We start from the raw sequence: 25,254 nt of genomic DNA on the forward strand, positions 1-25,254 counted from the left end.
GTGGGCCCGTCCGACGAACCGTCGGGCCTGCGCGCCGGCCTGCGCGGCCTCACCACCCGCGGCCGCTCCTTCCTCGCCGCCGGACTGACCGCGGTGGTCTGCGCCTACCTGCTCGGCCAGGACGCGCTGCTGCGCGTCGGCGTGCTGCTCGCCGTGCTGCCGCTGGCCGCCGCGCTGCTGCTGGCCAACACCCGCTACCGGGTCGCCAGCGGCCGCCGGCTCTCCCCGCGCCGGGCGGTGGCCGGCCAGGAGGCCCGGGTGCACCTGCGGGTGGACAACGTCTCGCGGGTCCCCACCGGTCTGCTGCTGCTGGAGGACAAGGTCCCGTACGTGCTCGGGCCGCGCCCGCGGTTCGTCCTGGACCGGGTCGAGCCGCGCGGCCACCGCGAGGTCTCCTACCGGGTCCGCTCCGACCTGCGCGGGCGCTACCCTCTGGGCCCGCTCCAGCTGCGGCTCTCCGACCCGTTCGGGATGTGCGAGCTGAACCGCTCCTTCGCCGCCTCCGACGTGCTCACCGTCGTCCCGCAGGTGCTGGCGCTGCCGCACGTGCGGCTCAGCGGCGAATGGGCCGGGCAGGGCGACAGCCACACCCGCTCCCTCGCGCTGGCCGGCGACGACGACGTCATCCTGCGCGAGTACCGGGCCGGCGACGACCTGCGCCGGGTGCACTGGAAGTCCACCGCGCGCTACGGCGAACTGATGGTCCGGCGCGAGGAGCAGCCCCGCAGGGCCCGCGCCACGGTGCTGCTGGACACCCGCGAGATCGCCCACCGGGGCAGCGGCCCGGCCTCCTCCTTCGAATGGGCCGTGAGCTGCGCCGCCTCCGTCGCCGCGCACCTGCTGGAGCGCGGCTACCAGACCCGCCTGCTCACCGACACCGGCCACACCGTCCCCGGCCTCGGCGTGGACGGCGGGCACGGCGCCGCCGACACCTCCGGCGTCATCCTGGACGCCCTCGCCATCGTCGACCTCTCCGACGGGGCCGGGCTCTCCCGCGCCGAGGACCCGCTGCGGGCCGGCGGCGAGGGCCTGCTGGTGGCCGTCCTCGGCGAGCTCGACGAGGAGCAGACCGCCCGGCTCGCCCGGCTGCGCAGCCGCACCGGCGGCGCCGTCGTCTTCCTGCTCGACACCGGCACCTGGGCCGGCCTGCGCATGCTCGCCCCGGACACCGGCGGCGAGGAGTTCCGCGACCGGGCGCGCCGGCTGCGCGAGGCCGGCTGGACGGTGCTCACCGTCCGCGCCGGCGACTCCGTCCCCGACCTGTGGCGGGCCGCCGAGGGGACCGAGTCGCCCTCCCCCTACCGAGAAGAGGCCGGCGCGTGACCACCCGGGCCAAACTGACCGTGTACTCGGCGCTGGCCACCCTCCTGGCCGCGCTCTGCCTGACCCCGCTGCTGACCTCCAAGGGCTGGATCGGCCACGCCCTCCTCGTGGTGGCGGTGGTCGCGGCCGTCGGCGCCGGGCTGCGGCGCACGCCGTTCTACCGGTGGACCGTCCCGCTCGGCCAGCTGCTGGTGCTGTTCGTCATGCTGCTGCTCGGCTTCGCCTCCTCCTCTGCGGTCTTCGGCGGCGTCGTACCGGGCACCGAGTCGGTCCGCGCCCTCGGCCGGATCCTCGGCCAGGGGTTCGCCGACGTCCGCGACTACGCCATCCCCGCCCCGCCCAACCCGGGCCTGCGGCTGATCCTGGTCGCCTCGGTCGGTCTGATCGCCGTCGCCGTGGACACCGTCGCGGTCACCTACCGCCGCTCGGCCCTGGCCGGACTGCCGCTGCTCGCGCTCTACTCGGTCGGCAACGGGCTGGCCGGCGGCCAGGGCAGCTGGCTCTGGTTCGCCACCGCCGCCACCGGCTACCTGGTGCTGCTCTTCGCCGAGGGCCAGGACCGGGTCTCCCGCTGGGGCCGGGTCTTCCGCGGCGCCGAACGCGGCGAGGGCGGCAGCGGCCTCGGCGCGCTCGGCCAGAACGGCCGTCAGGTCGGCGTGGCGGCCCTCGTGCTCGCCCTGCTGCTGCCCGCCTTCCTGCCGCGCTGGAGCACCGGACTGCTGCACACCGGCCCCGGCACGGCCTCCGGGCGGCACGGCGGCGCGGGCGGCGTCAGCAGCCTCGACCCGATGGTCGCGCTGACCGGGTCGCTGCCCAACCCGCGCAACGTCGAGCTGTTCACGTACTCGACGGAGAGCCCCTCCGCCGGCTCCACCTACCTGCGCACCGGCGCGCTGGACGCCTTCGACGGCACCGCCTGGAAGCGCGGTTCCTCGGACACCGAGCCGTTCACCGGCGCCCTGCCCGCGCCCGAGGGGCTGGGGTCGGTCGACGTGCCCGAGGCCAAGACCGAGGTCATGATCGGCAACCGGCTGGAGGACGCCTGGCTGCCGCTGCCCTACCCGGCGCGGAACGTCAACCTGCGCGACAACTCCGCCTGGCAGCTCGACCGGGCCACCGCCAGCGTCCTCCCCGCCAAGGAAAAGGCGATCAAGGGGCTCAAGTACACGGCCACCGGCATGGACGTCCAGCCCACCGCCACCAGCCTGCGCAGCGCGCCCAAGCCGCCCGAGCGGATCACCCGGCAGTACCTGGCCGTGCCCTCCGACCTGCCCGACGTGGTCCGGCGGACGGCGGCCGACATCACCAGGAACGCGCCGACCCCGTACGACAAGATGGACGCCCTGCGGACCTGGTTCACCGGGCCGGACTTCACCTACGACACCACCATCAAGCCCGACAACGGCGGCGACGCGATGGCGGACTTCCTGGCCCGGCGCCGCGGCTACTGCGTCCACTTCGCCTCCACCATGGCGGTGATGGCCCGCACCCTGGGCGTCCCCGCCCGGGTCGCACTCGGCTTCACCCCCGGCAACACCAAGGGCGGCAACGTCTACTCGGTGACCGACTCGATGTACCACGCCTGGCCCGAGCTCTACTTCGAGGGCTACGGCTGGCTGCGCTTCGAGCCCACCCCGAACCGCGGCGTCCAGCCCGACTACTCGGACCCGATCTCCTCGCCGGCCACCCAGCCGACCACCGCGCCCGCCCCGCAGCCGCAGGCCACCGCACCGGTCCAGGTGCCGTCCGCCAACGCCGACTGCGACGCGAAGCTGCGCCGCACCGGCGACTGCGACGACCGGCGCGACCAGGCGGCCGGCGGCGGCGGGCAGTCCGTCTGGCCCTCCGGGAAGACACTGGCCGCCCTGGCCGTCGCCGTGCTGCTGCTGGTGCTGCTGCTCACCCCGATGGTCTGGCGCACGCTGCTGCGCCGGCGCCGGCTCGGCACCGGCGGGCGCCGGCGCCCCGGCGGACCGGGTCCCGGCGGACTCACCGACGCGCAGGTGCTGGCCGCCTGGGACGAACTGATCGACTCCGCCTGGGACCTCGGCATCCCGCCGGACGAGTCGCGCACCCCGCGCGCCGCCGTCCGCCGGATCACCGAGACCGGCGAGCTGGACGAGGCGTCGGCGGCGGCCGCGGGCCGGGTGGCGCTGGCCACCGAGCGGGTGCTCTACGCCCGGTCCGCGCAGGTCGGCGAGCCGCTGGCGGCGGACGTCCGGACCGCCCGGGACGGCCTGCGGGCCCGGCTCGGACGGTGGGAGCGGATCAGGGCACTGCTGCTGCCGCCGTCCTCTGCCCAGCTGCGGTGGCGGATCTCGGACGCGCTGCTGACCGCCCGGCTGGGGGTCGGCGCCCTGCTGGCGCGCGCGGGCGGGGCGGTCGGGACGGTCACCGGACCGGTCCGCCGGGTGCTGGGCCGGCGCCGGTCGCGCCGCGGGGGCGGCGGCACGTAGTCCTGACGGCGTCGGGATGCGACGAGGGCGGGCAGTCGTTCGACTGCCCGCCCTCGTCGCGTCCGTGCTGTTGCTGCTGCTGCTGTTGTATCCGTACCGTCCGCCGGTAGGGGCGGTGCGGTCTCTCGGAATCCGTCGCTCAGAAGCCGCCGGTCTGCTCGTCGCGCCGACGCTGCCAGCGCTGCTCGACCCGGTCCATCATCCCGGCCTTGCGGCGGGGCGCGGCGGCCTGACCGCCGGAGCGCTGCGCCTGGCCCGCGGGCCCGCGGCGCCAGCCCGTCACGGCGAAGACCGCGCACCCGAGCATCACCAGGAAGCCCACCACACTGACCCAGATCTGGTCGACGACCATGCCGCCCATCAGCAGGCCGATGCCGACCACGAAGCCGCCGATGGCCAGATACACCCGCCGGCGGGTGTAGGTGCGCAGGCCGGTTCCCTCAAGCGCCGACGCGAATTTGGGATCTTCGGCATACAGCGCTCGCTCCATCTGGTCGAGCAGTCGCTGCTCGTGCTCCGAGAGCGGCACGGAGTCCTCCTACTCGTCGGTCGCGGGTGCGACCGGTCCGCCGCCCCGGTCGGGGTGGCAAGTCCAATCAGCCTTAAGAACACGCGGTCGGACGCCTGTGCGGGGGCCCGGGCCCGTGTCGTCCATATGCCCCGAGCATCCGGCGGTCATGCTTTCCGGCTTTACCCAGATCATACGGTCCACGGGCCCGTCGCGGAGTGGTCGACCACGCGTGGGCCCGGCCACTTCGGCGGCTCCTCGCCGCACCCTCCTCAACGCGGCAGGGTGCGGACAAGTGCCCGATCCATTGGAATCGGCCCGGACCTGGGGAGATCCCGAGGAGAGGGCGCGGAGACGGGGTGGAAGACGCACCGACGGTGGGCCGGCGAACGGTGGGAAGTCCGTCGGCGAACGGCGGTGGGCCGACAGTGGACCGGCCGTGGACCGGCGGTGGGCCGTCCGGTCAGCCCAGGGTGGCCAGCAGGTGGAGCTGGGTCGCCACCGCGTGGAAGGCCGGCTGCCCGGCGGCGGCCTCCTCCAGCTTCAGCAGCGCGTCCAGCGCGCCCGGCTCGGTGTCCACCAGGACGCCCGGCACCAGGTCGGCGAAGACCCGCACACCGTGCACCGACTCCACCCGCAGCCCGGCGCCGGCCGCCAGCCGGTCCAGCTCCTCGCCCGTGAAGCGGCGCGGCATCGGGTCGTTCGCGCCCCAGCGGCCGTCGGCGGCACTCAGCACCGCGCGGGCGTCGTCGAAGTGGCCGCCGAGCGCGCGGGCGAGCACGGCGCCGTTGCGGTTGGCGGCCAGCAGGCTCACGAAACCGCCCCGGCGCAGGGTGCCGGCCAGGCTGGCGAGCGCCTCGGCCGGGTCGTCGACGACCTCCAGCACGCCGTGGCAGAGCACCGCGTCGACGGTGCCGGGCGCGACCAGCTCGGGCAGCGTCTGGGTGTCGCCCTGCACGGCGCGGACCAGGTCGGTCACGCCGGCCTCGGCGGCCCGCCGCTCCAGCGCGAACAGCGCGTCCGGGCTCGGGTCGACCACGGTGACCCGGTGACCGAGCCGGGCCACCGGCACCGCGAAGTTGCCGGTGCCGCCGCCGGTGTCGACCACGTCGAGCACCGGCTGGTCCAGCTCGGCCACCCGCTTCTCCAGGGCGGCGCGCACCACCTCCCACACCACGGCGGTACGCAGGGCGCTGCGGGGACGCGTCGGGTACAAGGCGAGGCTCCTTGGCACGTGCAGTGTCGATCAGGTTGTCTCCACCTTAGGCCCTCCCGTCCCGGCGCCCCGTTCGGCCGCCCCTTCGCTCACCCGGCCTCGCGCACCTCCGCCTCCCCCGGTCCGTCGGCCCGCCGCCCGTCCGCCCGCTGCCCCTCGATGTCGTCCAGCGGCAGCCGCGGGGCGGGCGGGGTGGCGTGCAGGCCGAGCAGGCGCTCGACCAGGCGCAGGAACAGCGCCGAGTTGCGGACCAGGTCGTCCGCGTCCCGGACCGAGGCGGCGCCCCGGATGCCCGCCTCGGCGGCCGCCCGGCGGCGCGCGCCCGCCGCGAAGTACGGCGCCCACTCGGCGAGTTCGGGCGCCACCTCGGGCAGCACCTCCCAGGCGCTGCGGATCGCCCGGCGGCGCCGCTCGCTCTTCTCCGGGCGCCCGCGCACGGCGAGCACCGCCGCCACGGTGCGCAGCGCCGCGAGGTGCGCGGCGGCGTACCGCTCCAGCGGGTCCTCCAGGCCGCGGGCCCGGGCGAGGGTGCGGTGGGCCTCGGCGAGCAGGTCGAGCGCGGCGGGCGGGGCGGCGGCCCGGCGCAGCACCGGGTGCACATCGGCACCGGCGGACGGCCGGTGGGCGGAGGAGCGCGGCGCGCTCCCCGGTCGGTAGGCGGCGGAGTGGAGGCGGGCGGTGACGGGCTCAGGGTGGCTGATGGTCATGGTCTCCCCCGTTCCGAGGCAGCGCCCGGGCCGGGTGGCCCGTGCCCCTCCATGGTGAACGGCACCACTGACAATCGGGCCCTGCGGTGGCCGGCCCGGCCGGCCACCGAAGCGCCGTCCCCCCACGGACGGCGCTTCGGCACTTCCCGGTCCCCCCGGGCACCGGCTCCCCCGTGGCCCGCTCCGCCGCCCCGTGTCGGCGGTGCGCGGCCTCCGGCCGGCTCCGGCGCGGACGGGTCCGTGCGATCGCACCGGCCGTCCGCTCCTCCGGGGCGGGGCGCCCGACGCGCCGCCTTCCCGGTGCCACCACTGTGACGTCCACGCAGGTCAAAGGCCATCCGCGCAGGTACTCAATCGGCCGTCTGAGTATCCGTACTCAGACGGTCGGGACGGGAACCACCGGTCGGCCCGGCGGCGTCCCGGTACGGTACGGCGAGTCGGGCCGATCCCGGCGGGGACTGCGAGCAGGAACGGACGGGGAAACGGATGACGATCGTCCCGCTGATCTTCACCAGCGGACTGGCGAGCGGGATCAACGCCTACGCGGTGGTGCTGCTGCTCGGCCTGCTGGGCCGGTTCGCCGGGGCCGACTCGGTGCCGGCCGCCCTGGAGCGCACCGACGTGCTGCTCGCGGCCGCCGCGCTGTTCCTGCTGGAGGCCGTGGCCGACAAGATCCCGTACGTGGACAGCGTCTGGGACGTCGCCCACACGGTGATCCGGCCGATCGCGGGCGCCACCGTCGGCGCGCTGATCGCCTCGACCGACCCGGGTTCGCTGAGCGAGGTCGCGGCGGGCGCGATGGGCGGCACGACGGCGCTGGTCAGCCACCTGGTGAAGGCCTCGCTGCGGATGGCGGTCAACACCTCGCCCGAGCCGGCCAGCAACATCGCGGTCTCGCTGGCCGAGGACGTCTCGGTGGCCGGGCTGGTCACGCTGGCGATCTTCCACCCGTGGCTGGCCGCCTCGATCGCCGCCGTGCTGCTGCTGGCCGGCGTCCTGCTGGTGTGGTTCGCGATCAACCGGATCCGCGCCTTCCGCGCCCGCCGTCGCGAACGCCGTGCCGCCCGCGCGGCCGGGACCGCAGGGGCCGCCGGGACGGCTGGGGCCGGGCAGCCCGTGACCGGGGGATCCGTCCGGCGGTCCTAGGATCGTCACCATGGCACGGATCGTCATCATCGGCGCAGGTATGAGCGGGCTCGCGGCGGCTTCCCGGCTGGCGACCCTCGGGCACAAGGTGACGGTCTGCGAGGCACGCGGCACCTACGGCGGCATGGTCGGCCGCTACGAGCGCGACGGCTTCGCGTTCGACACCGGCCCCGGACTGCTCACCCTGCCCGCCGTCTACCGCGACCTCGCCCTGAAGACCGGACGCGAGCCGCTGGAACAGCTGGTCGAGCTCGGCCCGGTCGACCCGGAGAGCCGGCACCTGTTCCCCGACGGGACGGCCGTGTCCCTGCCCAACGCCTCCCGGGGCGGCGTGGTCCAGGCCCTCGACGAGGCCTTCGGCCCGGGCGCGGGCGAGCGGTGGGCCGAGGTGCTGAACCACGGCCGCACGGTCTGGGAGGCCACCCGCCGCCCGCTGCTGGAGGAGCCGCTGCCGGCCGACCCGGCGCCGCTGCACACCGACCCGTACCCCGTGCCCGGCCCGGCCCGGCGCGGCCTGTTCGGCCGGCGTCGCCCACCGCGCCAGTGGACGCTCGCCGACGTCGCCGCCGAGCAGCTCGGCGGGCACCCGGGACTGACCGCCCTGCTGCACGAGCACGCGCTGCGGTTCGGCCTCGACCCGCGCACCGCCCCCGCCGGGGCCACGGTGCTGCCGTACATGGAGCAGTCCTTCGGCGTCTGGTACGTCAAGGGCGGTCTGCGCGCGCTGGCCGACACGGTGTACCGGCGCTGCGAGCAGCGCAAGGTGGAGTTCCGCTTCGAGACGCCGGTCGCCAAGGTGGTCGTCCGCGACGGCCGGATCTGCGGCGTGCAGACCAAGGGCGACCGGATCGACGCCGATCTGGTGGTCTCCTCGATCGACGCCCGGGTGCTGTACACCCAGTGGATGGGACCGGCCGAGAGCTCGGACGAGTGGCCCGCCGCCGCCGGCCGGCTGCACGGCGTGCCGGGGCGGGTGAGCGTACTGCTCGCGCTGCGCGGCGCCCGCCCGGAGGGCACGGCGCACCGCACGGTGGTGCACGCCGGCGACCCGGCCGCCGAACTGGCCGGCGTCTTCACCCCGGGAGCCCTGCCGACCGACCGGCCGACCGTGCAGGTGCTGCGGCCGGACGACCCCTCGCTGCACCCGGCCGGGCACGAGGCCGTGGTGCTGACGGCGACCACCCCGTCACTGGACCTCGACTGGGGCACGCCCGGGGTCGCGGACGCCTTCGCCGACCGGATGCTCGACCACGTCGACGCGGCCGGCCTGAACCTGCGCGAGCGGCTGCTCTGGCGCGTGGTCCGCACCCCCGAGCACACCGAGCGCGAGACCGGCTCCTTCTTCGGTTCCGTCCCGCCCCCCGCCCTCGCCGGCCTCGACGGCGACCTCCTCCAGGCCCCGAACGAGGACCACCCCGGCCTCTACCTCACCGGCGGCGCCGCCCACCCCGGCGGCGGCCTCGCCCGCGTCGGCATGTCCGCCTGCATCGTCGCCAACCTCATCGGCCCCGCCTGACCCCCGCCGCAGAAAGTCGGATCCGCCGACTTCCTGTGCGCACCGCCACGCTTCTACGCGCATAGAGCACGCTGCGAGGCGGTCTGGCGACCGGAGATCGAGGGGGGTGGAGTGGGAAGTCGGCGGGGCCGACTTCCCGGGCGCGCTCGGGTCAGGGCTGCTGCTGCCAGGTGGGGTGCTGCTGCTGGTAGCCGTACTGGTCGTAGTGGGGCTGCTGCGGCTGGTGGGGGATGCCGGTGATGGGCTGGTCGGGCTGCGGCTGGGGTTCGGCGGGCTGCCACGGCTGCTGCTGGTCGTAGCCGTACTGCTGCTGCTGTTGTTGCTGCTGGGGCTGTTGGTAGCCGGCGTACGGGTCGGCCTGCTGCTGCTGGTAGTTGCCGTACGCGTCGGGCTGCTGCTGGTAGGTGCCGTAGCCCTGGTCGTAGCCGTACTGCTGCTGCCACTGCTGCTGGTCGTAGCCGTACTGCTGCTGTTGTTGTTGCTGCTGCTGCTGCTGCTGCGCCGGGTCGTAGCCGGCCTGGTAGGCCTCGGTGTAGGCGGCGGCGTCCTGCTGCTGCTCGTAGTAGGCCGGCGCGTACACGCCGTCGGCGGCGAGCTCCTGCATCTCGAACGCGGCGGTCTGCTCGACGGCCGCCTCCTCCGCCACCACCGGCGCCACGGCCGGGGCCTCCTCGACCGCGCCCACCTCGCCGACCTGCTCCACCGCGACCGCCGCGGCGGCGGCCGCCGCGCCCCCGCCGGTGAGCGCACCGAGCAGCGGCACCTTGGCGAGCGGCCCGGGCAGCCTGCCGTCCGCCGCCCGCAGCGACCACCCGGAGGCGTACCCGCGCTTCACCGAGAGCGTCACGAAGGTCTGACCGACCGCGAACATCGCGGCGCCCGCGCCGATCACCGGCACGGACCCGGCCGCCATCCCGGCGGCCACCGCGAGGAAGCCCGCCAGGGCGAGGCCGCGCCAGTGCAGCGGGGCCCGGTTCTGGAACAGCAGCTCGGCGACCAGCCAGAGCGCCACCACCGCCAACGCGACGTACAGCAGCAGGTATCCGATGCCCATCCCGCCCGCTACCTCCCAGTCGCGTGCCCGCGCCCGCCGCGCGTGTGCGGCGACTGTACCGGTTCAACGGCCCGGGTACCGCATCGCGTTCCCGTCCCCCGCGGGAACGCGACGCGCCGCAGCTCAGCGCCGGTGCAGACCCAGGTTCTGGTAGATCTCCAGCGTCGCCGTCGAGTGGTTCAGCGTGATGAAGTGCAGCCCGGGGACGCCCTCCGCCAGCAGCCGCTCGGACATCGCGGTGGCGTGCTCCATGCCGATCGCGCGCAGCGCCGCCGGGTCGTCGATCGCCGCGCGCAGCCTGGCCTCCAGGTCTGGCGGGAAGGCCGAGCCGCTCAGCTGCGGGAAGCGCTCCAGCTGCTTGGCGTTGGTGACCGGCATGATCTCCGGGATGATCGGCGTCTCGCACCCGGCGGCCGTCACCCGGTCGCGCAGCCGCAGGTAGTCGTCCACCTCGAAGAACATCTGGGTGATCGCGTAGTCGGCCCCGGAGCGGACCTTCGCCACGAAGTGCCGGATGTCGTCGTCCCAGTTGGTCGAGCGCGGGTGCATGTTCGGCGAGGCCGCCACGCCGACGCAGAAGTCGCCGATGCCCTTGATCAGCTCGACCAGCTCGTACGCGTAGGTGACGCCCTCCGGGTGGCTGACCCACTCGCCCAGCGGGTCGCCGAGCGGGTCGCCGCGCACCGCGAGGACGTTGCGCACGCCCTGGTCGGCGTACTGGCCGATGATGTTGCGCAGCTCGGCCACGGAGTGGTCGACGGCGGTCAGGTGGGCGACCGGGGTGAGCGTGGTCTCGGTGGCGATCCGCCCGACCATGTTCACCGTGCGTTCGCGCGAGGAGCCGCCGGCGCCGTACGTCATGCAGACGAAGTTGGGGTCGAGCGGTTCGAGCCGCCGGATGGCGTCCCAGAGCTTCTGTTCACCGGCCTCGGTGCGCGGCGGCATGAACTCGAAGGAGAAGGACCGCTTTCCGGCCGCCAGGAGTTCGCGGACCGTCTGCGCGCGGTCCGGTCTGGTCGAAGCGATACCGAGTGCCATGCTGGCAGATTAGCCGCCGGTGGAAGGGCGCGGACAACTCGGTCCCAGCCCTTGAGACGCCGGATGGACGACAGGTGGACGCCGGATGGACGACGCCGGGGCCCGGCACGGGATCCGCGCGGACGACGGGTCGCACGCCCGGCCGGAGCTCGCGCGTACGGCTGTTCCCCTCCACCCCGGATACGCTTGCTGCGCACCCCAGCTACCTCCGGAGCCCCATCGTGACCTCCTCCAGCCACCGGCCGGCCAACCCGATTGACGTGGAGGACGTGCGCGAGCGCGTCAACGCGGCCCTCGTCGGCTTCATGGACGGCCAGTCGGCCCTGCTCGGCAAGGTCTCCCCACAGCTGGAGCCGGTCACCGAGGCGCTGCGCGACTTCCTGCTGGACGGCGGCAAGCGGCTGCGCCCGGCGTTCTGCTACTGGGGCTGGCGCGGCGCCGGCGGCCCGGCGGCGGGCGAGGGGATCACCCGGGCGGCGGCGGCCCTGGAACTGCTCCAGGCCAGCGCGCTCGTCCACGACGACCTCATGGACCGCAGCGACACCCGCCGCGGCCTGCCCTCCGTGCACCGCCGCTTCGAGGCGATGCACCGCGAGCGCGGCTGGCGCGGCGACCGCGAGCAGTACGGCGCCTCGGCGGCGGTGCTGCTCGGCGACCTGCTGCTGATCTGGTGCGACGAGCTGTTCCTGAACTCCGGCCTGGACCCGGCGGCGGTGCTGGCCGCCAAGCCGATGTTCGACCTGATGCGCACCGAGGTGATGGTCGGCCAGTACCTGGACGTGCTGGAGCCGGTCGCCGGGGACTCCACCGACCAGGGCGCACTGGACCGCGCGCAGACCGTCCTGCACTACAAGTCGGCCAAGTACACGATCGAACGGCCGCTCCAGGTCGGCGCCCTGCTCGCGGGGGCCCCGCCCCGGCTGGTGGAGGCGTACGGGGCGTTCGGCCTGCCGCTGGGCGAGGCGTTCCAGCTGCGGGACGACCTGCTCGGCGTGTTCGGCGACCCGGCGGTCACCGGCAAGCCGGCCGGCGACGACCTGCGCGAGGGCAAGCGGACGCTGCTGGTCGCGCACGCGATGCGGGGCCTGCCGGCCGCCGAGGCACGGCACCTGGACGAGCGGCTGGGCGCGCCGGACCTGACCGCCGGGGAGGTCGCCGGGCTGCGCGAGCTGGTGGCCCGCAGCGGCGCGCCGGAGCGGGTGGAGCAGCGGATCGAGGAACTGCTGCGCCAGGCGCTGGCCGCGCTGGACGAGGCGCCGCTGGCGGACCCGCGGGCCCGGGAGACGCTGCTGGCGCTGGCCGAGGCCGCCACCGTCCGCAAGTACTGACCCCTCCGCACAGGCGCGGGGGCGGAGCGGACGGCGGCGGCCCCGGTCGGTCAGTGGGCGCGCAGCCGGCGGGCGAACTCGGCGGCCGCGGCCCCCGGGTCGTCCGCGGCGGTGACGGCCCGGACGACGACCACCCGGCGGGCGCCGGCGGCCAGCACCTCGTCCAGGTTGCCGAGGTCGATGCCGCCGATGGCGAACCACGGGCGGTCGCTCCCCAGCTTCGCCGCGTACTCGACCAGGCCCAGGCCCGGCGCGGGGCGTCCGGGCTTGGTCGGGGTCGGCCAGACCGGACCGGTGCAGAAGTAGTCGACGCCGGGCTCGGCGGCGGCCGCGTCCACCTCGGACTCGGCGTGGCAGGACCGCCCGATCAGCACGTCCTCGCCGATGATCGCCCGGGCGGCGGGCACCGGCAGGTCGTCCTGCCCGAGGTGCAGCACGTCGGGGCCTGCCGCGTGGGCGACGTCGGCGCGGTCGTTGACGGCGAGCAGCTTGCCGTGCCGGCGGCAGGCGTCGGCGAAGACCTCCAGCGCCGCCAGTTCCTGCCGGGCCTCCAGGCCCTTGTCCCGGAGCTGGACGATGTCGACGCCGCCGGCCAGCGCCGCGTCCAGGAACTCGGCGAGGTCGCCGCGCTCGCGCCGGGCGTCGGTGCACAGGTACAGCCGGGCGTCGGCGAGCCGCTCCCGTCGGTCCGTCACAGCGCCATCGCCTGGGCGCGGCGCTTGACCTCGGTGGCCCGGTTCTCCCAGAGCGCCTGGACGGGGGTGCCGGGCAGCGACGGGTCCTCGCTGAACATCCACTCGAGGATCTCCTCGTCGCTGAACCCGCTGTCGCGCAGCACCGTCACCGTGCCGACCAGGTGCTTCACCGGGCCGGTCTCGTCGATGAACGCCGCCGGGACCTGCAGCGACTTGTTGGGGCCGCGGCGGACGGCGATCAGGTCACCCTTCTTGACCATGTTGCGGACCTCGGTGACCACCAGACCCCACTTCTCGGAGATGTCGGGGAGGTACAGCCACGCGGGGACCAGGGCTTCAATCTTGGCTTCGATCTCACTCACAAGCACCAGACTGCCACCTCGGCGGCCCGCCGCGCACCAACCGGGTCCGCCGCCCGGCGCTACCCGGCGGCCAGGGCCGACTTCAGCGGGACCGCCGGGTCGGCCGCGCGGGCCGGGTCGAGCACGGCGCCGCGCTCGATCAGCCGCCGTCCCTGGGTCAGGTCGCGCGGCCGGTCGACCGCGAGCAGCGCCCGCAGGGCGCCGTCGCGCAGCCAGAGCACCGACCAGCCGGCGTCCGACGGCGAGCCGCGCCACAGCAGCTCGTCGCCCGCGCCGTGCCGTCCGGCGTACTGCGCCATCCGGCCGAACTGCTCGGACCAGAAGTACTGCACCGGGTCGTACGGCGGCGCGTCCGTTCCGAGCAGGGTGGCGGCGACGGCCTCGCCGGACTGCAGTGCGTGGTCCCAGTGCTGGACGGTGAGCCGGGCGCCGGAGCGTGCCGAGGGGTAGCTGACGCAGTCGCCGGCCGCGAGGACGCCCGGCACGGTGGTGCGCAGCCGCTCGTCCACCAGCACGGCGCCGGCCGCGTCCAGGGCGACCCCGGTGCCGGCCAGCCAGCCGGTGGCCGGGCGGGCGCCGATGCCGACCACGACCTCGTCGGCGGGCAGGTGCGAGCCGTCGGCGAGCAGCACCGCGCCCGGTTCGACGGCGGCGACGCCGGTGCCGCAGCGCAGGTCCACCCCGGCCTCGGCGTACCAGGCGGCCATCGCCCGGCCGACCTCGGCGGGCAGCGCGCCGGGGACGGGCGCCGGGCCTGCTTCGACGACGGTCACCTCGCAGCCGGCCGCCCGGGCGGCGGTGGCCACCTCGGCGCCGATCCAGCCCGCGCCGACCAGCACCAGGCGCAGGCCGGGGCGGAGCAGGGCGCGCAGCGCCAGCGCGTCGTCCAGGGTGTGCAGCAGGTGGGCGCGCTCGGCGCCGGGCAGGGCGCGCGGCTCGGCGCCGGTGGCGATCACCAGCGCGTCGTACGGTTCGTCCCCGGCGTCGGTGTGCAGCAGGCCCGCGCCGCCGGGGCCGCCGGCGGTGAGTCCGGTGGCGCGGCGGCCGGTGAGCAGCTCGACGCCGAGCTCGGCGAAGTCGAGGTCGAGGGCGGTGCTGTCGGCCTTGCCGAGCAGGACGTCCTTGGAGAGCGGCGGCCGGTCGTACGGCGCGTGCGGCTCCTCGCCGACCAGCGTGATCCGCCCCTGCCAGCCGTCGCGCCGCAGCACCGCGGCGCACTGCGCCCCGGCCAGCCCGGCGCCCACGACGACCACCCGATCCGTCTGTCCCGTTCCGTTCAGCTCAGCCACGCCCGTCACTGTACTGAGCCCGGTTCCGGGTCCGAGGTCCTAGGCCCTTCCCCGCCCCCTCTCGCGGGCACCTTCAGGGGGCGCACCCCCCGGAGTTAAGGTGGGGGCACCATCACGGGAGCCCGGCGCACCGGGCTGAGAGGCGGGCTGGCACGGCCCGCGACCGTCCGAACCTGATCCGGGTCATACCGGCGAAGGGAGAGCAGCTTTGACACGCCTGGTACGGGGCGCCCATGCCGAGGTGCTGGTCATCGGCGGTGGGATCATCGGCCTCGTCGTCGCCTGGCGGGCGGCCCAGCGCGGGCTGCGCGTCCTGCTGATCGACCCCTGGCCCGGCCACGGTGCCGCCCAGGTCGCGGCGGGCATGCTCGCCCCGGTCACCGAACTCCAGTACGGCGAGGAGCCGCTGCTGCGCCTCGGGATGGCCTCCAACGAGCGGTACGCGTCCTTCGCCGCCGAACTCACCGAGGCGAGCGGCGGCCGGGACATCGGCTACCGGCAGTGCGGCACCCTCGCCGTCGCCCTCGACGCCGACGACCGCGCGGAACTGCGCGAGCTGCACGCCTTCCACCAGCGGCTCGGCCTGGACTCGCAGTGGCTCACCGGCCGCGAGGCCCGCCGGCTGGAGCCGATGCTCGCCCCGGGCGTGCGCGGCGGCCTGCACGTCACCGACGACCACCAGGTGGACGGCCGCCGGCTGGCGGAGGCCCTGCTGCACGCGTGCGAGCGGGCCGGCGCGGTGGTGCACCGCACCGAGGCCACCGAGCTGCTGGTCGAGCACGACCGCGCGACCGGCGCCCGGCTGGCCACCGGCGAGAGCGTCACCGCCGACCGGATCGTGCTCGCGGCCGGCTCGCGCAGCCACCTGCTGCCCGGCCTGCCCCCGGGCGTGCTGCCGGCGATCCGCCCGGTCAAGGGGCAGGTGCTGCGGCTGCGGGTGCCCGAGGCGTACCGGCCCTTCCTCTCCCGCAACGTGCGCGCCGTGGTCCGCGGCGGCCACCTCTACCTGGTGCCGCGCGAGAACGGCGAGCTGGTGGTCGGCGCGACCACCGAGGAGCAGGGCCACGACACCACGGTCACCGCCGGCGGGGTGTACGAGCTGCTGCGCGACGCGCACGAGCTGGTCCCCGGCATCACCGAACTGCCACTGGTGGAGACCGGCGCAGGGCTTCGCCCCGGCTCGCCGGACAACGCGCCGCTGCTCGGCCCGACCGCGCTGCCCGGCCTGGTCGCCGCCACCGGCCACTACCGCAACGGCGTCCTGCTGACGCCCGTCACCGGCGACCTGCTGGCCGACTACCTGGCCACCGGCACCCTGCCGGAGCTCGCCCACCCGTTCTCCCCCACCCGATTCACGAAGGTCCCGGCATGAGCCCCCGCACCAGCGACATCCCCCTGAGCGTCAACGGCGAGCCCCGCGAGGTGCCCGCCGCGACCACCCTCGCCGAGGTGGTCGCCACCCTCAGCCAGGCGCACTCCGGCGTCGCCGCCGCCCTGAACGAGGCCGTGGTGCCGCGCGCCGAGTGGCCGCGCACGCCACTGTCGGCGGGCGACCGGATCGAGATCCTCACCGCCGTCCAGGGAGGCTGACCGATGGCCGACGACCTTCTCACCATCGCCGGGACGTCCTTCTCCTCCCGGCTGATCATGGGCACCGGCGGCGCCCCCAGCCTGGAGGTCCTGGAGCAGGCGCTGCGGGTCTCCGGCACCGAGCTGACCACCGTGGCGATGCGCCGGGTGAACGCCGGCACCCAGGGTTCGGTGCTGGACGTGCTGAGCCGCAACGGCATCCGGGTGCTGCCCAACACGGCCGGCTGCTTCACCGCCGGCGAGGCCGTGCTGACCGCCCGGCTGGCCCGCGAGGCACTCGGCACCGACTGGGTGAAGCTGGAGGTGATCGCCGACGAGCGGACCCTGCTGCCGGACCCGATCGAGCTGCTGGACGCCGCCGAGACCCTGGTCGACGACGGCTTCACGGTGCTGCCGTACACCAACGACGACCCGGTGCTGGCCCGCAAGCTGGAGGACGTCGGCTGCGCGGCGATCATGCCGCTGGGCTCGCCGATCGGCTCCGGTCTGGGCATCCGCAACCCGCACAACTTCCAGCTGATCGTGGAGGGCGCGGGCGTCCCGGTGATCCTGGACGCCGGTGCCGGCACCGCCTCGGACGTCGCGCTGGCGATGGAGCTGGGCTGCGCCGCGGTGATGCTGGCCTCGGCCGTCACCCGCGCCCAGGACCCGGTGCTGATGGCCGACGCGATGCGGCACGCCGCCGAGGCGGGCCGGCTGGCCCACCGGGCGGGCCGGATCCCGCGCCGGTTCCACGCCGAGGCCTCGTCCGCGATGGCCGGCCGTGCCGACCTGGACACCCGCGAGCACCCGGCGTTCTGACGGTCCGTTCCGGGCACCCGACATTCCGGATAACCAATACGATCATCATCCCGGTGTCACAAACCGGGCACAGAGCGGCCCCGGGAGCGGTGTCTCCCGGGGCCGGCGGACCCCCACGTCCTAGACTCGCCGGGTGGACATGGCATTGCGCGACCCCCTGATCGGTACCCTGCTCGACGGCCGGTACCGGGTCGAGCGGCGGATCGCCACCGGCGGCATGTCCACCGTCTACCAGGGCACCGACACCCGGCTCGACCGGGTCGTGGCGCTCAAGGTGATGCACCCCTCGCTGGCCGGCGACACCGCGTTCACCACCCGCTTCATCCGCGAGGCCAAGGCCGTCGCCCGGCTCGCCCACCCCAACGTGGTCAACGTCTTCGACCAGGGCGCCGACGGCGCGCACGTCTTCCTCGCCATGGAGTACGTGCCCGGCGGCACCCTGCGCGACCTGCTGCGCGACCGCGGCGCGCTCTCCGTGCGGGCCGCCCTGGACATCCTGGAGCCGGTGCTCGCCGCCCTCGGCGCCGCCCACCGGGCCGGACTGGTGCACCGCGACGTCAAGCCCGAGAACGTGCTGATCACCGAGGACGGCCTGGTCAAGGTCGCCGACTTCGGCCTGGTCCGGGTGCTCAACGCCGCCGACGGCGCCACCACCTCCACCGCCGCGACGGCCGGCACCGTGCTCGGCACCGTCTCCTACCTCGCGCCCGAGCAGATCCGCCTGGGCGCCGAGACCGACCAGCGGGTGGACGTCTACGCGGCCGGCATCCTGCTGTACGAGATGCTCACCGGCGCCCGCCCGCACACCGGCGAGAACCCCGTCCAGGTGATGTACCGCCACCTGCACGAGGACGTCCCGCCGCCGTCCGCCGCCGTCCCCGGCGTGACGCCCGGGCTGGACGCCATAGTGGCCGGCGCCTGCGCCCGGGACCGCGCGAACCGCCCGCACGACGCGGTCGAGCTGCTCGCCGCGCTCCAGCGGGTGCGCCGCGGGCTCACCCCGGACCAGCTGGACGCCGAACCGCCGGCCTCCACCCGGCCCAGCCCGCGCTACCCGACCGGCGAGGCGACCTCGGTGCTCACCCCGGTGCTGCTGCCGTCGCCCCCGGTCGAGCGCACCAGCGTGCTGGACGTGCCGCCGGACCTCATGGACCAGCTGCTCACCGAGCCCCGCCCGTACGACGAGCCGCCGCCGCCCCGCGCCCCGCGCCGCGCCCGGCGCCCCCGGTCCGCCGCCCGCCGGCTGCCGCGCGGGCCGCTGATCTGGACGGCCGTGGTCGCCGCCCTGGTCCTGCTGGTCGGCGGCGCCACCTACACGATCTCCGGCGCGGTGTACGGCACGGTGCCGGGCGTGCTCGGCAAGGACCGGACCGAGGCGGAGCGGATCCTGGACGCCGCGGGCATGCACGGGCGGGTCTCCGAGGTGTACAGCGAGTCCGTCCCGGTCGGCCAGGTGATGGCTGCCGCCCCCGGGGTGGGCACCCGGACCAGGAAGAGCGACGCGATCACCCTCACCGTCTCGCGCGGGCCCAAGCGGATCGCCGTCCCGGACGTGGTCGGCCGCCCGGCCGCGCAGGCCTCCTCGACGCTGACCGGGGCGCAGCTGACCGCCGGCACGGTGACCGAGACGTACAACGACACCGTCCCGGAGGGCTCGGTGATCAGCAGCTCGCCGGCGGCCGGCCAGCAGGTGCCGGAGAACACGGTGGTCGCGCTGGTGGTCAGCAAGGGCATGGTGCCGGTCCCGGACGTCACCGGGATGTCCAAGGAGGCCGCCGAGAAGGCGCTCCAGGCGGCCGGGTTCACGATGCAGAGCAGTGGGGTCAACCTGTTCGGCACCGGCAAGGTGACCGGCCAGTCCCCGGCAGCCGGCGAGCGCCGCCCGCAGCGCACCGTGGTCACGGTCAACTTCCCGTTCCTGTAGGCCTTCCCGCGGGATCCGCCGCCTGCGGGACCCGCCGCCCGCCGGCTCAGCGCAGCGGGCCGTCGCCCGGCTCCTCCTGGTGGGAGTAGCGCTGCTCCCGCCACGGGTCGGCCCGGTTGTGGTAGCCGCGCTCCTCCCAGAAGCCGCGCCGGTCGGCCCGCATGTACTCGACCGCCCGGACCCACTTGGGGCCCTTCCAGGCGTACAGCCGCGGGACGACCAGCCGGACCGGGAAACCGTGCTCGGCGGTGAGCACCTCGCCGTCGCGGTGGGTGGCGAGCAGCGTGTCGGAGGCCGCGAAGTCCTCCAGCCGCAGGTTGGCGCTGTAGCCGTACTCGGCCCAGACCATGACATGGGTGACGCCGGTGTCCGGCGGCGCGAGGTCGAGCAGGGCCGCGGCGGCCACCCCGGTCCACTCGCCGTCGAGCACCGAGAAGCGGGTGACGCAGTGCAGGTCGGCCCGGACGGTGGTGCGCGGCAGGGCGTTGAAGCCCTCGAAGTCCCAGCTGTGCTTCTCGGCCGAGGCGGTCGCGCCGAACACCTGGAGATCCCAGGTCAGCGGCTTGAAGCGGGGCACCGGGCCGTAGTGCAGGGCGGGCCAGCCGCGCTGGACGCGCTGGCCGGGCGGGAGCCTGGGGTCAGACGGCGACGACGGTTCTTGTTCGGACTGACCCATGGATCCATGGTGACAGACGGCGGGCGGCACCCGAAGTGCGCCCCTTCCGTACTCCACGCGCCCCGCTCGTACGGGCCAACGACGGGGGCGAGGGCTTTCCCGTGCGCTGGGCAAATCGGATATTCCGACACATGTCCTAGTGAGTGTGAACTTACTGGAATTTCCCCCCAAAGCGGTGCCAGGATGCCTCCAGCCGGAGCCGACGGGCACACGGCCCCGATCCCGCACGCCGAGCAGGAAGGCAACACCATGAAGGGCGACGCAGAGGTCATCGAGTTCCTCAACGAGCAGCTCACCGCCGAACTGACCGCCATCAACCAGTACTTCCTGCACGCCAAGATGCAGGAGAACTTCGGCTGGACGAAGCTCGCCAAGTACACCCGGCACGAGTCCTTCGACGAGATGAAGCACGCCGAGGTGCTCACCGACCGGATCCTCTTCCTCGACGGGCTGCCCAACTACCAGCGGCTCTTCCACGTCCGGATCGGCCAGACGGTCAAGGAGATGTTCGAGGCGGACCGGCAGGTCGAGGTCGAGGCGATCGACCGGCTCAAGCGCGGGATCGTGGTGATGCGGGCCAAGAACGACGTCACCTCGGCCAACATCTTCGAGTCGATCCTGGCGGACGAGGAGGAGCACATCGACTACCTCGACACCCAGCTCGCCCTGGTGGAGAAGCTCGGGGAGGCGCTCTACATCGCCCAGCTGATCGAGCAGCCGGAGTCCTGAGCGCCCCCGGTCAGGCGGCGCGCAGCGGCGCCGGCACGACGGCGGGCGCGACGGCGGGTACGGCGGGCTCGGCCGTCGGGTCGGCCAGGCCCAGCCTGGCGGCCAGCCGGGCGGTCGGGCAGGGCCGGGCGCCGTGCTCGCCAAGCAGGGCCTGGATCCGCCGCACGCAGGACCCGCAGTCCGTCCCGGCCTTGCAGCCCTTGGCGATCTGGCGCGGGGTGTTGGCACCGCCGTCGATCGCCCGCTTCACCTGGTCCTCGGTGACCGCATGGCACATGCACACGTACATCGCGGTCTCTCCCGGGGGTGAAGCGGTGAAGCGGACTGGATCTTGACTAAGGCAAGCCTTAGTTCACTGAGCCTCACCTTACCCCGGTGGAGCGAGTACGCAAAAGCCTCTCCGGCCCGGGAAACCCCCAGGCCGGAGAGGCTTTTGTCACATGCGCGGCACCCTCGGGCGCCGCCCGTGAGGCGCTGTTCAGTTGCCGCCGCGGTACATCTCGGCGACCAGGAACGCCAGGTCCAGCGACTGGCTGCGGTTGAGCCGCGGGTCGCAGGCCGTCTCGTAGCGCTGGTGCAGGTCGTCGACCAGCACCTCGTCGCCGCCGCCGACGCACTCGGTGACGTCGTCACCGGTCAGCTCGACGTGGATGCCGCCCGGGTGGGTGCCGAGCGCGCGGTGCACCTCGAAGAAGCCCTTGACCTCGTCGAGCACGTCGTCGAAGCGGCGGGTCTTGTGACCGCTGGACGCCTCGAAGGTGTTGCCGTGCATCGGGTCGCAGATCCAGACCGGCTGCGCGCCCGAGGCGGTGACCTTCTCCACCAGGGTGGGCAGGTGCTCGCGGACCTTGCCCGCGCCCATCCGGGTGATGAAGGTGAGCCGGCCGGGCTCGCGCTCCGGGTCCAGCTTCTCGATCAGGGTCAGCGCCTCGTCGACCGAGGTGGTCGGGCCGAGCTTCACGCCGATCGGGTTGCGGATCTTCGAGGCGAACTCGATGTGCGCGTGGTCCAGCTGGCGGGTGCGCTCGCCGATCCACACCATGTGGCCGGAGACGTCGTACAGCTCGCCGGTGCGCGAGTCCACGCGGGTCAGCGCGGTCTCGTAGTCCAGGATCAGCGCCTCGTGGGACGAGAAGAACTCGACCGTCCTGAACTCCTCCGGCGCCACGCCACAGGCGTTCATGAACGCCAGCGCGTTGTCGATCTCGCGGGCGAGCTGCTCGTAGCGCTGGCCGGCCGGCGAGTTGCGCACGAAGTCCTGGTTCCAGGCGTGCACCTGGCGCAGGTCGGCGTAACCACCGGTGGTGAAGGCGCGCACCAGGTTGAGCGTCGCGGCGGACGCGTTGTACATCCGCTTCAGCCGCTCCGGGTCCGGGATCCGGGACTCGGGGGTGAACTCGAAGCCGTTCACCGAGTCGCCGCGGTAGACCGGCAGGGTCACGCCGTCGCGGGTCTCGGTCGACTTGGAGCGCGGCTTGGAGTACTGGCCGGCGATGCGGCCGACCTTGACGACCGGCACCGAGGCCGCGTACGTCAGCACGGCCGCCATCTGCAGCAGGGTCTTGAGCTTGTTGCGGATGTGCTCCGCCGAGACACCGTCGAAGGCCTCGGCGCAGTCACCGCCCTGCAGCAGGAACGCCTCACCACGGGCCACGGCACCGAGCCGGGCGCGCAGCTGGTCGCACTCGCCTGCGAAGACGAGCGGCGGATACGAGGCGAGCTCGGCAAGGGTCTTGCGCAGAGCCTCTTGGTCCGGCCATTCAGGCTGCTGCGCCGCGGGCAGGGTCTGCCAGGTGTGGAGATTCGTCACGGTCACGCGACCAAGGCTACGGGGTGCGACAACCGATTTGTGACCACCGCCCGAGGGGTGAGACACCGTGCGGACAATCGGGTGACGGGCCTCACTCCCGGCCGGGCATCCGCTAGGCTCGGGCCCGTGAACACGCCGCACACCTTCTCCTGGTGGTGGGCCGACCCCCTGGGTGGCCCACAGCCCGCGCGTTCCTAGACGCAGACGACCGGCCGCCCCTCGGGGCGGCCGTCGGCGTTCTCAGCCGGTCGACGGCCCTCCCGGGAGCGGAATCCCCACCGCCGCAGAAGCCACCCCGGAAGGAACGCCGTTACCGTGACCAGTGCCGCCGACCTGCTCGCCCGACTCACCGCCGCCGACGCACCGGCCTTCGCCCTGCTGCACCGCCGCACCCCGCGCACCGCCCCGGACACCGTCGAGGTGCTGCTCGGCACCGTCGGCGTCCACGACCGGCTGGCCGACCTCCCGGTCCGGCACGGCGCCCCCGCCGACGGCCCCGTGCACGACCTGCTCGCGCTCGTCCCCTACCGGCAGATCCGCGAGCGCGGCTTCGAGGCGCACGACGACGCCACCCCGCTCCAGGCCCTGGCCGTCACCGAGCAGTACGCCCTGCCGCTCGCCGAGGTCGCCGCCGCACTCCCCCGGCTGCCGGTCACGCTCAGCAACGGCGGCTTCGACATCGACGACGCCGAGTACGCGGCGATCGTGCGCCGGGTGATCGACGAGGAGATCGGCCGCGGCGAGGGCGCCAACTTCGTCATCCGCCGCGACTTCACCGCGACGCTGGAAGCCCCCGGCGGAGCCGGTGGTGGAAGCTGCTCCCCCGCCCTCGCCCTCACCCTGTTCGGCCGGCTGCTGGAGCAGGAGCGCGGCGCCTACTGGACCTTCCTGGTGCACACCGGGGACCGCGTCCTGGTCGGCGCCTCCCCCGAGGTGCACGTCCGGCAGAGCGGCGGGACGGTCGTGATGAACCCGATCTCCGGCACCTACCGCTATCCGGCCGCCGGCGCCGGACTGGACTCGCTGCTCGACTTCCTCCACGACCCCAAGGAGCTGGAGGAGCTGACCATGGTGGTCGACGAGGAGCTCAAGATGATGTGCACCGTCGGCGACCTCGGCGGCCAGGTGCTCGGCCCTCGGCTCAAGGAGATGTCCCACCTCGCGCACACCGAGTACGAGCTGCGCGGCCGCACCTCGCTGGACGTCCGCGAGGTGCTCAGGGAGACGATGTTCGCCGCCACCGTCACCGGCAGCCCCGTGCAGAACGCCACCCGGGTGATCAAGCGCTACGAGCGCGGCGGACGCGGCTACTACTCCGGCGCCCTCGCGCTGATCGGCCGCTCGGCCAGCGGCGGCCAGCTGCTCGACTCGCCGATCTGCATCCGCACCGCCGACATCGACCCGGCCACCGGCCGCCTCGCCGTCCGGGTCGGCGCCACCCTGGTGCGCCACTCCGACCCGCTCTCCGAGGTCGCCGAGACGCACGCCAAGGCCGCCGGGGTGCTCACCGCGATCGGCGCCCGCCCGGCCCCCGCCCGGCCGGCCGGCCCGAGCGGCCCGCGGCTGGCCGACGACCACCGCGTCCAGGCCGCGCTGGACGCCCGGCGGGCCGGCCTCGCCCCGTTCTGGCTGCGGATGCAGCAGCCGGCCCGGGCCACCGAGGCGCTGGAGACCCTGGTCGTCGACGGCGAGGACACCTTCACCGCGATGCTCGCCCACCTGCTGACCTCGCTCGGCCACCGGGTCACCGTGGTCCGCTACGACGAGCCGGGCCTGCGCGAGCGGGTCGCCGCCCACCCCGGCCCGCTGGTGCTCGGCCCCGGCCCGGGCGACCCGGCCGCCGCGGACGACCCCAAGATGGCCGTGCTGCGCCCGGTCGTCGCCGACGCGCTGGCCGCCGTCCGCGACGGCCGGCGCACCGCCCCGGTGCTCGCCGTCTGCCTCAGCCACCAGCTGCTGTCCGCCGCGCTCGGTCTGCCGCTGGTCCGCAAGGCGGTGCCGTACCAGGGCGCGCAGGAGGACATCGAGCTGTTCGGGACGCGGCGCACGGTCGGCTTCTACAACGCCTTCACCGCCCGCTGCACGGACGACGACGCCGCCCGGCTGGCCGCCGAGGACGTCGAGGTGGCCCGCGACCCGCTGACCGGGGACGTGCACGCGCTGCGCGGGCCGGGCTTCGCCGGGCTGCAGTTCCACCCGGAGTCGGTGCTCACCCGGGAGGGCGTGGAGATCGTCGCCGGGCTGCTGCGCGGCGCGGTGCCCGCCGCCGGCTGAGCCGGGGCACGCACCGGGCGGGGTGCCGGACCGCACCCCGCCCGGTGGGGCGTCAGATCTCGTCGTCCAGCCCCTGCTCGATCGCGTACCGGACCAGCTCGACCCGGTTGTGCAGCTGGAGCTTGCCGAGGGTGTTCTGGACGTGGTTCTGCACCGTGCGGTGCGAGAGCACCAGCCGATCGGCGATCTGCTTGTACGACAGGCCCTTGGCGACCATCCGCAGCACCTCGGTCTCCCGGGCGGTCAGCTGCGGGACGACCGGCGCGGCGGCGGCGGGCGGTTCGGCCGCCAGCCGGCGGAACTCGCCGAGCACCAGGCCGGCCAGGCCCGGGGTGAACACCGCGTCGCCGACGGCCGTACGGCGCACCGCGTCCAGCAGCTCCTCCCGCCCGGCCGACTTGACCAGGTAGCCGGTCGCACCGGACTTCACCGCCTCCAGCACGTCCGCGTGCTCGCCGCTCGCGGAGAGCACCAGGACGCGCACCGTCGGGTCGTGCGCGACCACCTGGCGGCAGACCTCGGCGCCGGGCAGACCGGGCAGGTTGAGGTCGAGCACCACCACCTGCGGGGCGCAGGCGCGGGCCCGGCGCACGGCCTCCTCGCCGTCGCCGGCGGTGGCCACCACGTCCAGTCCGGCCTCGGCGAGGTCGCGGGAGACGGCGTCGCGCCACATCGGGTGGTCGTCCACCACCATGACCCGCACCGGTCGCCCCGCGGGCGCCTGCTGGTCGATCGGCTGCTGGGTCGTCATGCTCGGGGCCCTTTCGCGGGAGGTGTCGGCACGGGGGTTCTCGCACGGGGGTTCTCGCACG

The 25,254-nt window shown here is 74.6% G+C and carries 23 protein-coding genes and 1 riboswitch; of the genes, 11 read left to right on the forward strand and 12 right to left on the reverse strand.

The window, feature by feature from the left end:
* Both ABZW10_RS08455 and ABZW10_RS08460 read left to right on the forward strand, forming a co-directional pair.
* Entirely contained in the window at window positions 1-1,323 is a 1,323-nt protein-coding gene (locus tag ABZW10_RS08455; RefSeq protein WP_355361714.1) for a DUF58 domain-containing protein, read from the forward strand.
* The gene (locus ABZW10_RS08460; protein ID WP_355361716.1) at window positions 1,320-3,779 is read left to right on the forward strand and encodes a DUF3488 and transglutaminase-like domain-containing protein; all 2,460 of its coding nucleotides are present in this window, start codon (window positions 1,320-1,322) and stop codon (window positions 3,777-3,779) included. The genes ABZW10_RS08455 and ABZW10_RS08460 overlap by 4 nt, the downstream gene beginning before the upstream one ends.
* Before the next feature lie 139 nt (window positions 3,780-3,918).
* Here ABZW10_RS08460 and ABZW10_RS08465 read toward each other — a convergent pair whose 3' ends face one another.
* From ABZW10_RS08465 to ABZW10_RS08475, 3 genes are all read right to left on the reverse strand, one after another.
* A complete protein-coding gene (locus tag ABZW10_RS08465) occupies window positions 3,919-4,308 on the reverse strand; it encodes a DUF3040 domain-containing protein (RefSeq protein ID WP_355361718.1) in 390 nt (129 codons plus the stop codon).
* Window positions 4,309-4,750: 442 nt separating this feature from the next.
* Window positions 4,751-5,503 carry a methyltransferase domain-containing protein gene (locus ABZW10_RS08470; protein WP_355361720.1) on the reverse strand — a complete coding sequence of 251 codons (753 nt, stop codon included), beginning with the start codon at window positions 5,501-5,503 and terminating at the stop codon, window positions 4,751-4,753.
* An 89-nt stretch (window positions 5,504-5,592) separates the two neighbouring features.
* On the reverse strand, window positions 5,593-6,210 hold the full coding sequence (locus tag ABZW10_RS08475) for an SAV_6107 family HEPN domain-containing protein (RefSeq protein WP_355361722.1): 618 nt from the start codon (window positions 6,208-6,210) through the stop codon (window positions 5,593-5,595).
* 486 nt (window positions 6,211-6,696) lie between these two features.
* Between ABZW10_RS08475 and ABZW10_RS08480 the strand changes: the two genes are divergently transcribed.
* Entirely contained in the window at window positions 6,697-7,356 is a 660-nt protein-coding gene (locus tag ABZW10_RS08480) for a DUF4126 domain-containing protein (RefSeq protein ID WP_355361724.1), read from the forward strand.
* Between the two features lie 10 nt (window positions 7,357-7,366).
* Entirely contained in the window at window positions 7,367-8,872 is a 1,506-nt protein-coding gene (locus ABZW10_RS08485; protein ID WP_355361726.1) for an NAD(P)/FAD-dependent oxidoreductase, read from the forward strand.
* A 151-nt stretch (window positions 8,873-9,023) separates the two neighbouring features.
* Here ABZW10_RS08485 and ABZW10_RS08490 read toward each other — a convergent pair whose 3' ends face one another.
* Both ABZW10_RS08490 and metF read right to left on the reverse strand, forming a co-directional pair.
* Window positions 9,024-9,926 carry a hypothetical protein gene (locus ABZW10_RS08490; protein WP_355361728.1) on the reverse strand — a complete coding sequence of 301 codons (903 nt, stop codon included), beginning with the start codon at window positions 9,924-9,926 and terminating at the stop codon, window positions 9,024-9,026.
* Window positions 9,927-10,049: 123 nt separating this feature from the next.
* A complete protein-coding gene (metF, locus tag ABZW10_RS08495) occupies window positions 10,050-10,964 on the reverse strand; it encodes a methylenetetrahydrofolate reductase [NAD(P)H] (RefSeq protein WP_355361730.1) in 915 nt (304 codons plus the stop codon).
* A gap of 221 nt (window positions 10,965-11,185) precedes the next feature.
* On the opposite strand from metF, the gene ABZW10_RS08500 reads away from it, so the two are divergent.
* Window positions 11,186-12,292: a polyprenyl synthetase family protein gene (locus ABZW10_RS08500; RefSeq protein WP_355361732.1), complete on the forward strand. Its 1,107-nt coding sequence runs from the start codon at window positions 11,186-11,188 to the stop codon at window positions 12,290-12,292.
* Between the two features lie 50 nt (window positions 12,293-12,342).
* Here ABZW10_RS08500 and thiE read toward each other — a convergent pair whose 3' ends face one another.
* The 3 genes from thiE to ABZW10_RS08515 are packed head-to-tail and all read right to left on the reverse strand — an operon-like array spanning window position 12,343 to window position 14,647.
* Window positions 12,343-12,987, reverse strand: a complete 645-nt coding sequence (thiE, locus tag ABZW10_RS08505) for a thiamine phosphate synthase (protein WP_355361733.1) — start codon at window positions 12,985-12,987, stop codon at window positions 12,343-12,345.
* Window positions 12,984-13,349, reverse strand: a complete 366-nt coding sequence (locus ABZW10_RS08510; RefSeq protein WP_355361735.1) for an Rv2175c family DNA-binding protein — start codon at window positions 13,347-13,349, stop codon at window positions 12,984-12,986. Before ABZW10_RS08510 ends, thiE begins: the two co-directional genes overlap by 4 nt.
* Window positions 13,350-13,408: 59 nt before the next feature.
* The gene (locus ABZW10_RS08515) at window positions 13,409-14,647 is read right to left on the reverse strand and encodes an FAD-dependent oxidoreductase (RefSeq protein ID WP_355361737.1); all 1,239 of its coding nucleotides are present in this window, start codon (window positions 14,645-14,647) and stop codon (window positions 13,409-13,411) included.
* Between the two features lie 98 nt (window positions 14,648-14,745).
* Window positions 14,746-14,852: riboswitch (TPP riboswitch) on the forward strand.
* Between ABZW10_RS08515 and thiO the strand changes: the two genes are divergently transcribed.
* The 4 genes from thiO to pknB all read left to right on the forward strand — a co-directional run bounded on the left by thiO (window position 14,847) and on the right by pknB (window position 18,953).
* On the forward strand, window positions 14,847-16,010 hold the full coding sequence (gene thiO / locus ABZW10_RS08520) for a glycine oxidase ThiO (protein ID WP_355361739.1): 1,164 nt from the start codon (window positions 14,847-14,849) through the stop codon (window positions 16,008-16,010). (Overlaps the previous riboswitch by 6 nt.)
* On the forward strand, window positions 16,007-16,228 hold the full coding sequence (thiS, locus tag ABZW10_RS08525; RefSeq protein WP_350549453.1) for a sulfur carrier protein ThiS: 222 nt from the start codon (window positions 16,007-16,009) through the stop codon (window positions 16,226-16,228). Before thiO ends, thiS begins: the two co-directional genes overlap by 4 nt.
* Before the next feature lie 3 nt (window positions 16,229-16,231).
* Window positions 16,232-17,029, forward strand: a complete 798-nt coding sequence (locus tag ABZW10_RS08530) for a thiazole synthase (protein WP_355361741.1) — start codon at window positions 16,232-16,234, stop codon at window positions 17,027-17,029.
* A gap of 139 nt (window positions 17,030-17,168) precedes the next feature.
* Complete coding sequence (pknB, locus tag ABZW10_RS08535; protein ID WP_355362105.1) at window positions 17,169-18,953, forward strand: Stk1 family PASTA domain-containing Ser/Thr kinase; 1,785 nt, start codon at window positions 17,169-17,171, stop codon at window positions 18,951-18,953.
* A gap of 46 nt (window positions 18,954-18,999) precedes the next feature.
* On the opposite strand, the gene ABZW10_RS08540 is transcribed toward pknB, so the two are convergent.
* Window positions 19,000-19,629, reverse strand: coding sequence for a molybdopterin-dependent oxidoreductase (locus tag ABZW10_RS08540; protein ID WP_355361743.1), 630 nt, complete (start codon window positions 19,627-19,629; stop codon window positions 19,000-19,002).
* A gap of 249 nt (window positions 19,630-19,878) precedes the next feature.
* Between ABZW10_RS08540 and bfr the strand changes: the two genes are divergently transcribed.
* Entirely contained in the window at window positions 19,879-20,358 is a 480-nt protein-coding gene (bfr, locus tag ABZW10_RS08545; RefSeq protein ID WP_355361745.1) for a bacterioferritin, read from the forward strand.
* 10 nt (window positions 20,359-20,368) lie between these two features.
* On the opposite strand, the gene ABZW10_RS08550 is transcribed toward bfr, so the two are convergent.
* On the reverse strand, window positions 20,369-20,647 hold the full coding sequence (locus tag ABZW10_RS08550) for a (2Fe-2S)-binding protein (RefSeq protein WP_355361747.1): 279 nt from the start codon (window positions 20,645-20,647) through the stop codon (window positions 20,369-20,371).
* Window positions 20,648-20,836: 189 nt separating this feature from the next.
* Window positions 20,837-22,174, reverse strand: coding sequence for a class II 3-deoxy-7-phosphoheptulonate synthase (locus tag ABZW10_RS08555; protein WP_355361749.1), 1,338 nt, complete (start codon window positions 22,172-22,174; stop codon window positions 20,837-20,839).
* A 309-nt stretch (window positions 22,175-22,483) separates the two neighbouring features.
* On the opposite strand from ABZW10_RS08555, the gene ABZW10_RS08560 reads away from it, so the two are divergent.
* Window positions 22,484-24,442, forward strand: a complete 1,959-nt coding sequence (locus tag ABZW10_RS08560; protein ID WP_355361751.1) for an anthranilate synthase family protein — start codon at window positions 22,484-22,486, stop codon at window positions 24,440-24,442.
* A 52-nt stretch (window positions 24,443-24,494) separates the two neighbouring features.
* Here ABZW10_RS08560 and ABZW10_RS08565 read toward each other — a convergent pair whose 3' ends face one another.
* Window positions 24,495-25,193 (reverse strand): response regulator transcription factor, encoded by a 699-nt coding sequence (locus ABZW10_RS08565; RefSeq protein ID WP_355361753.1) that lies wholly within the window; start codon window positions 25,191-25,193, stop codon window positions 24,495-24,497.
* Window positions 25,194-25,254: the final 61 nt, after the last annotated feature.

Source organism: Kitasatospora sp. NPDC004723 (assembly GCF_040609255.1).
In the GTDB taxonomy this organism is placed as follows: Bacteria; Actinomycetota; Actinomycetes; order Streptomycetales; family Streptomycetaceae; genus Kitasatospora.

Coding starts and splice junctions, on each gene's coding strand:
- ABZW10_RS08475 (WP_355361722.1), bottom strand. CDS start 6,210: ATGACCATCAGCCACCCTGAGCCCGTCACCGCCCGCCTCCACTCCGCC.
- ABZW10_RS08480 (WP_355361724.1), top strand. CDS start 6,697: ATGACGATCGTCCCGCTGATCTTCACCAGCGGACTGGCGAGCGGGATC.
- ABZW10_RS08485 (WP_355361726.1), top strand. CDS start 7,367: ATGGCACGGATCGTCATCATCGGCGCAGGTATGAGCGGGCTCGCGGCG.
- ABZW10_RS08490 (WP_355361728.1), bottom strand. CDS start 9,926: ATGGGCATCGGATACCTGCTGCTGTACGTCGCGTTGGCGGTGGTGGCG.
- metF (WP_355361730.1), bottom strand. CDS start 10,964: ATGGCACTCGGTATCGCTTCGACCAGACCGGACCGCGCGCAGACGGTC.
- thiS (WP_350549453.1), top strand. CDS start 16,007: ATGAGCCCCCGCACCAGCGACATCCCCCTGAGCGTCAACGGCGAGCCC.
- ABZW10_RS08530 (WP_355361741.1), top strand. CDS start 16,232: ATGGCCGACGACCTTCTCACCATCGCCGGGACGTCCTTCTCCTCCCGG.
- pknB (WP_355362105.1), top strand. CDS start 17,169: ATGGCATTGCGCGACCCCCTGATCGGTACCCTGCTCGACGGCCGGTAC.
- ABZW10_RS08540 (WP_355361743.1), bottom strand. CDS start 19,629: ATGGGTCAGTCCGAACAAGAACCGTCGTCGCCGTCTGACCCCAGGCTC.
- bfr (WP_355361745.1), top strand. CDS start 19,879: ATGAAGGGCGACGCAGAGGTCATCGAGTTCCTCAACGAGCAGCTCACC.
- ABZW10_RS08550 (WP_355361747.1), bottom strand. CDS start 20,647: ATGTACGTGTGCATGTGCCATGCGGTCACCGAGGACCAGGTGAAGCGG.
- ABZW10_RS08565 (WP_355361753.1), bottom strand. CDS start 25,193: ATGACGACCCAGCAGCCGATCGACCAGCAGGCGCCCGCGGGGCGACCG.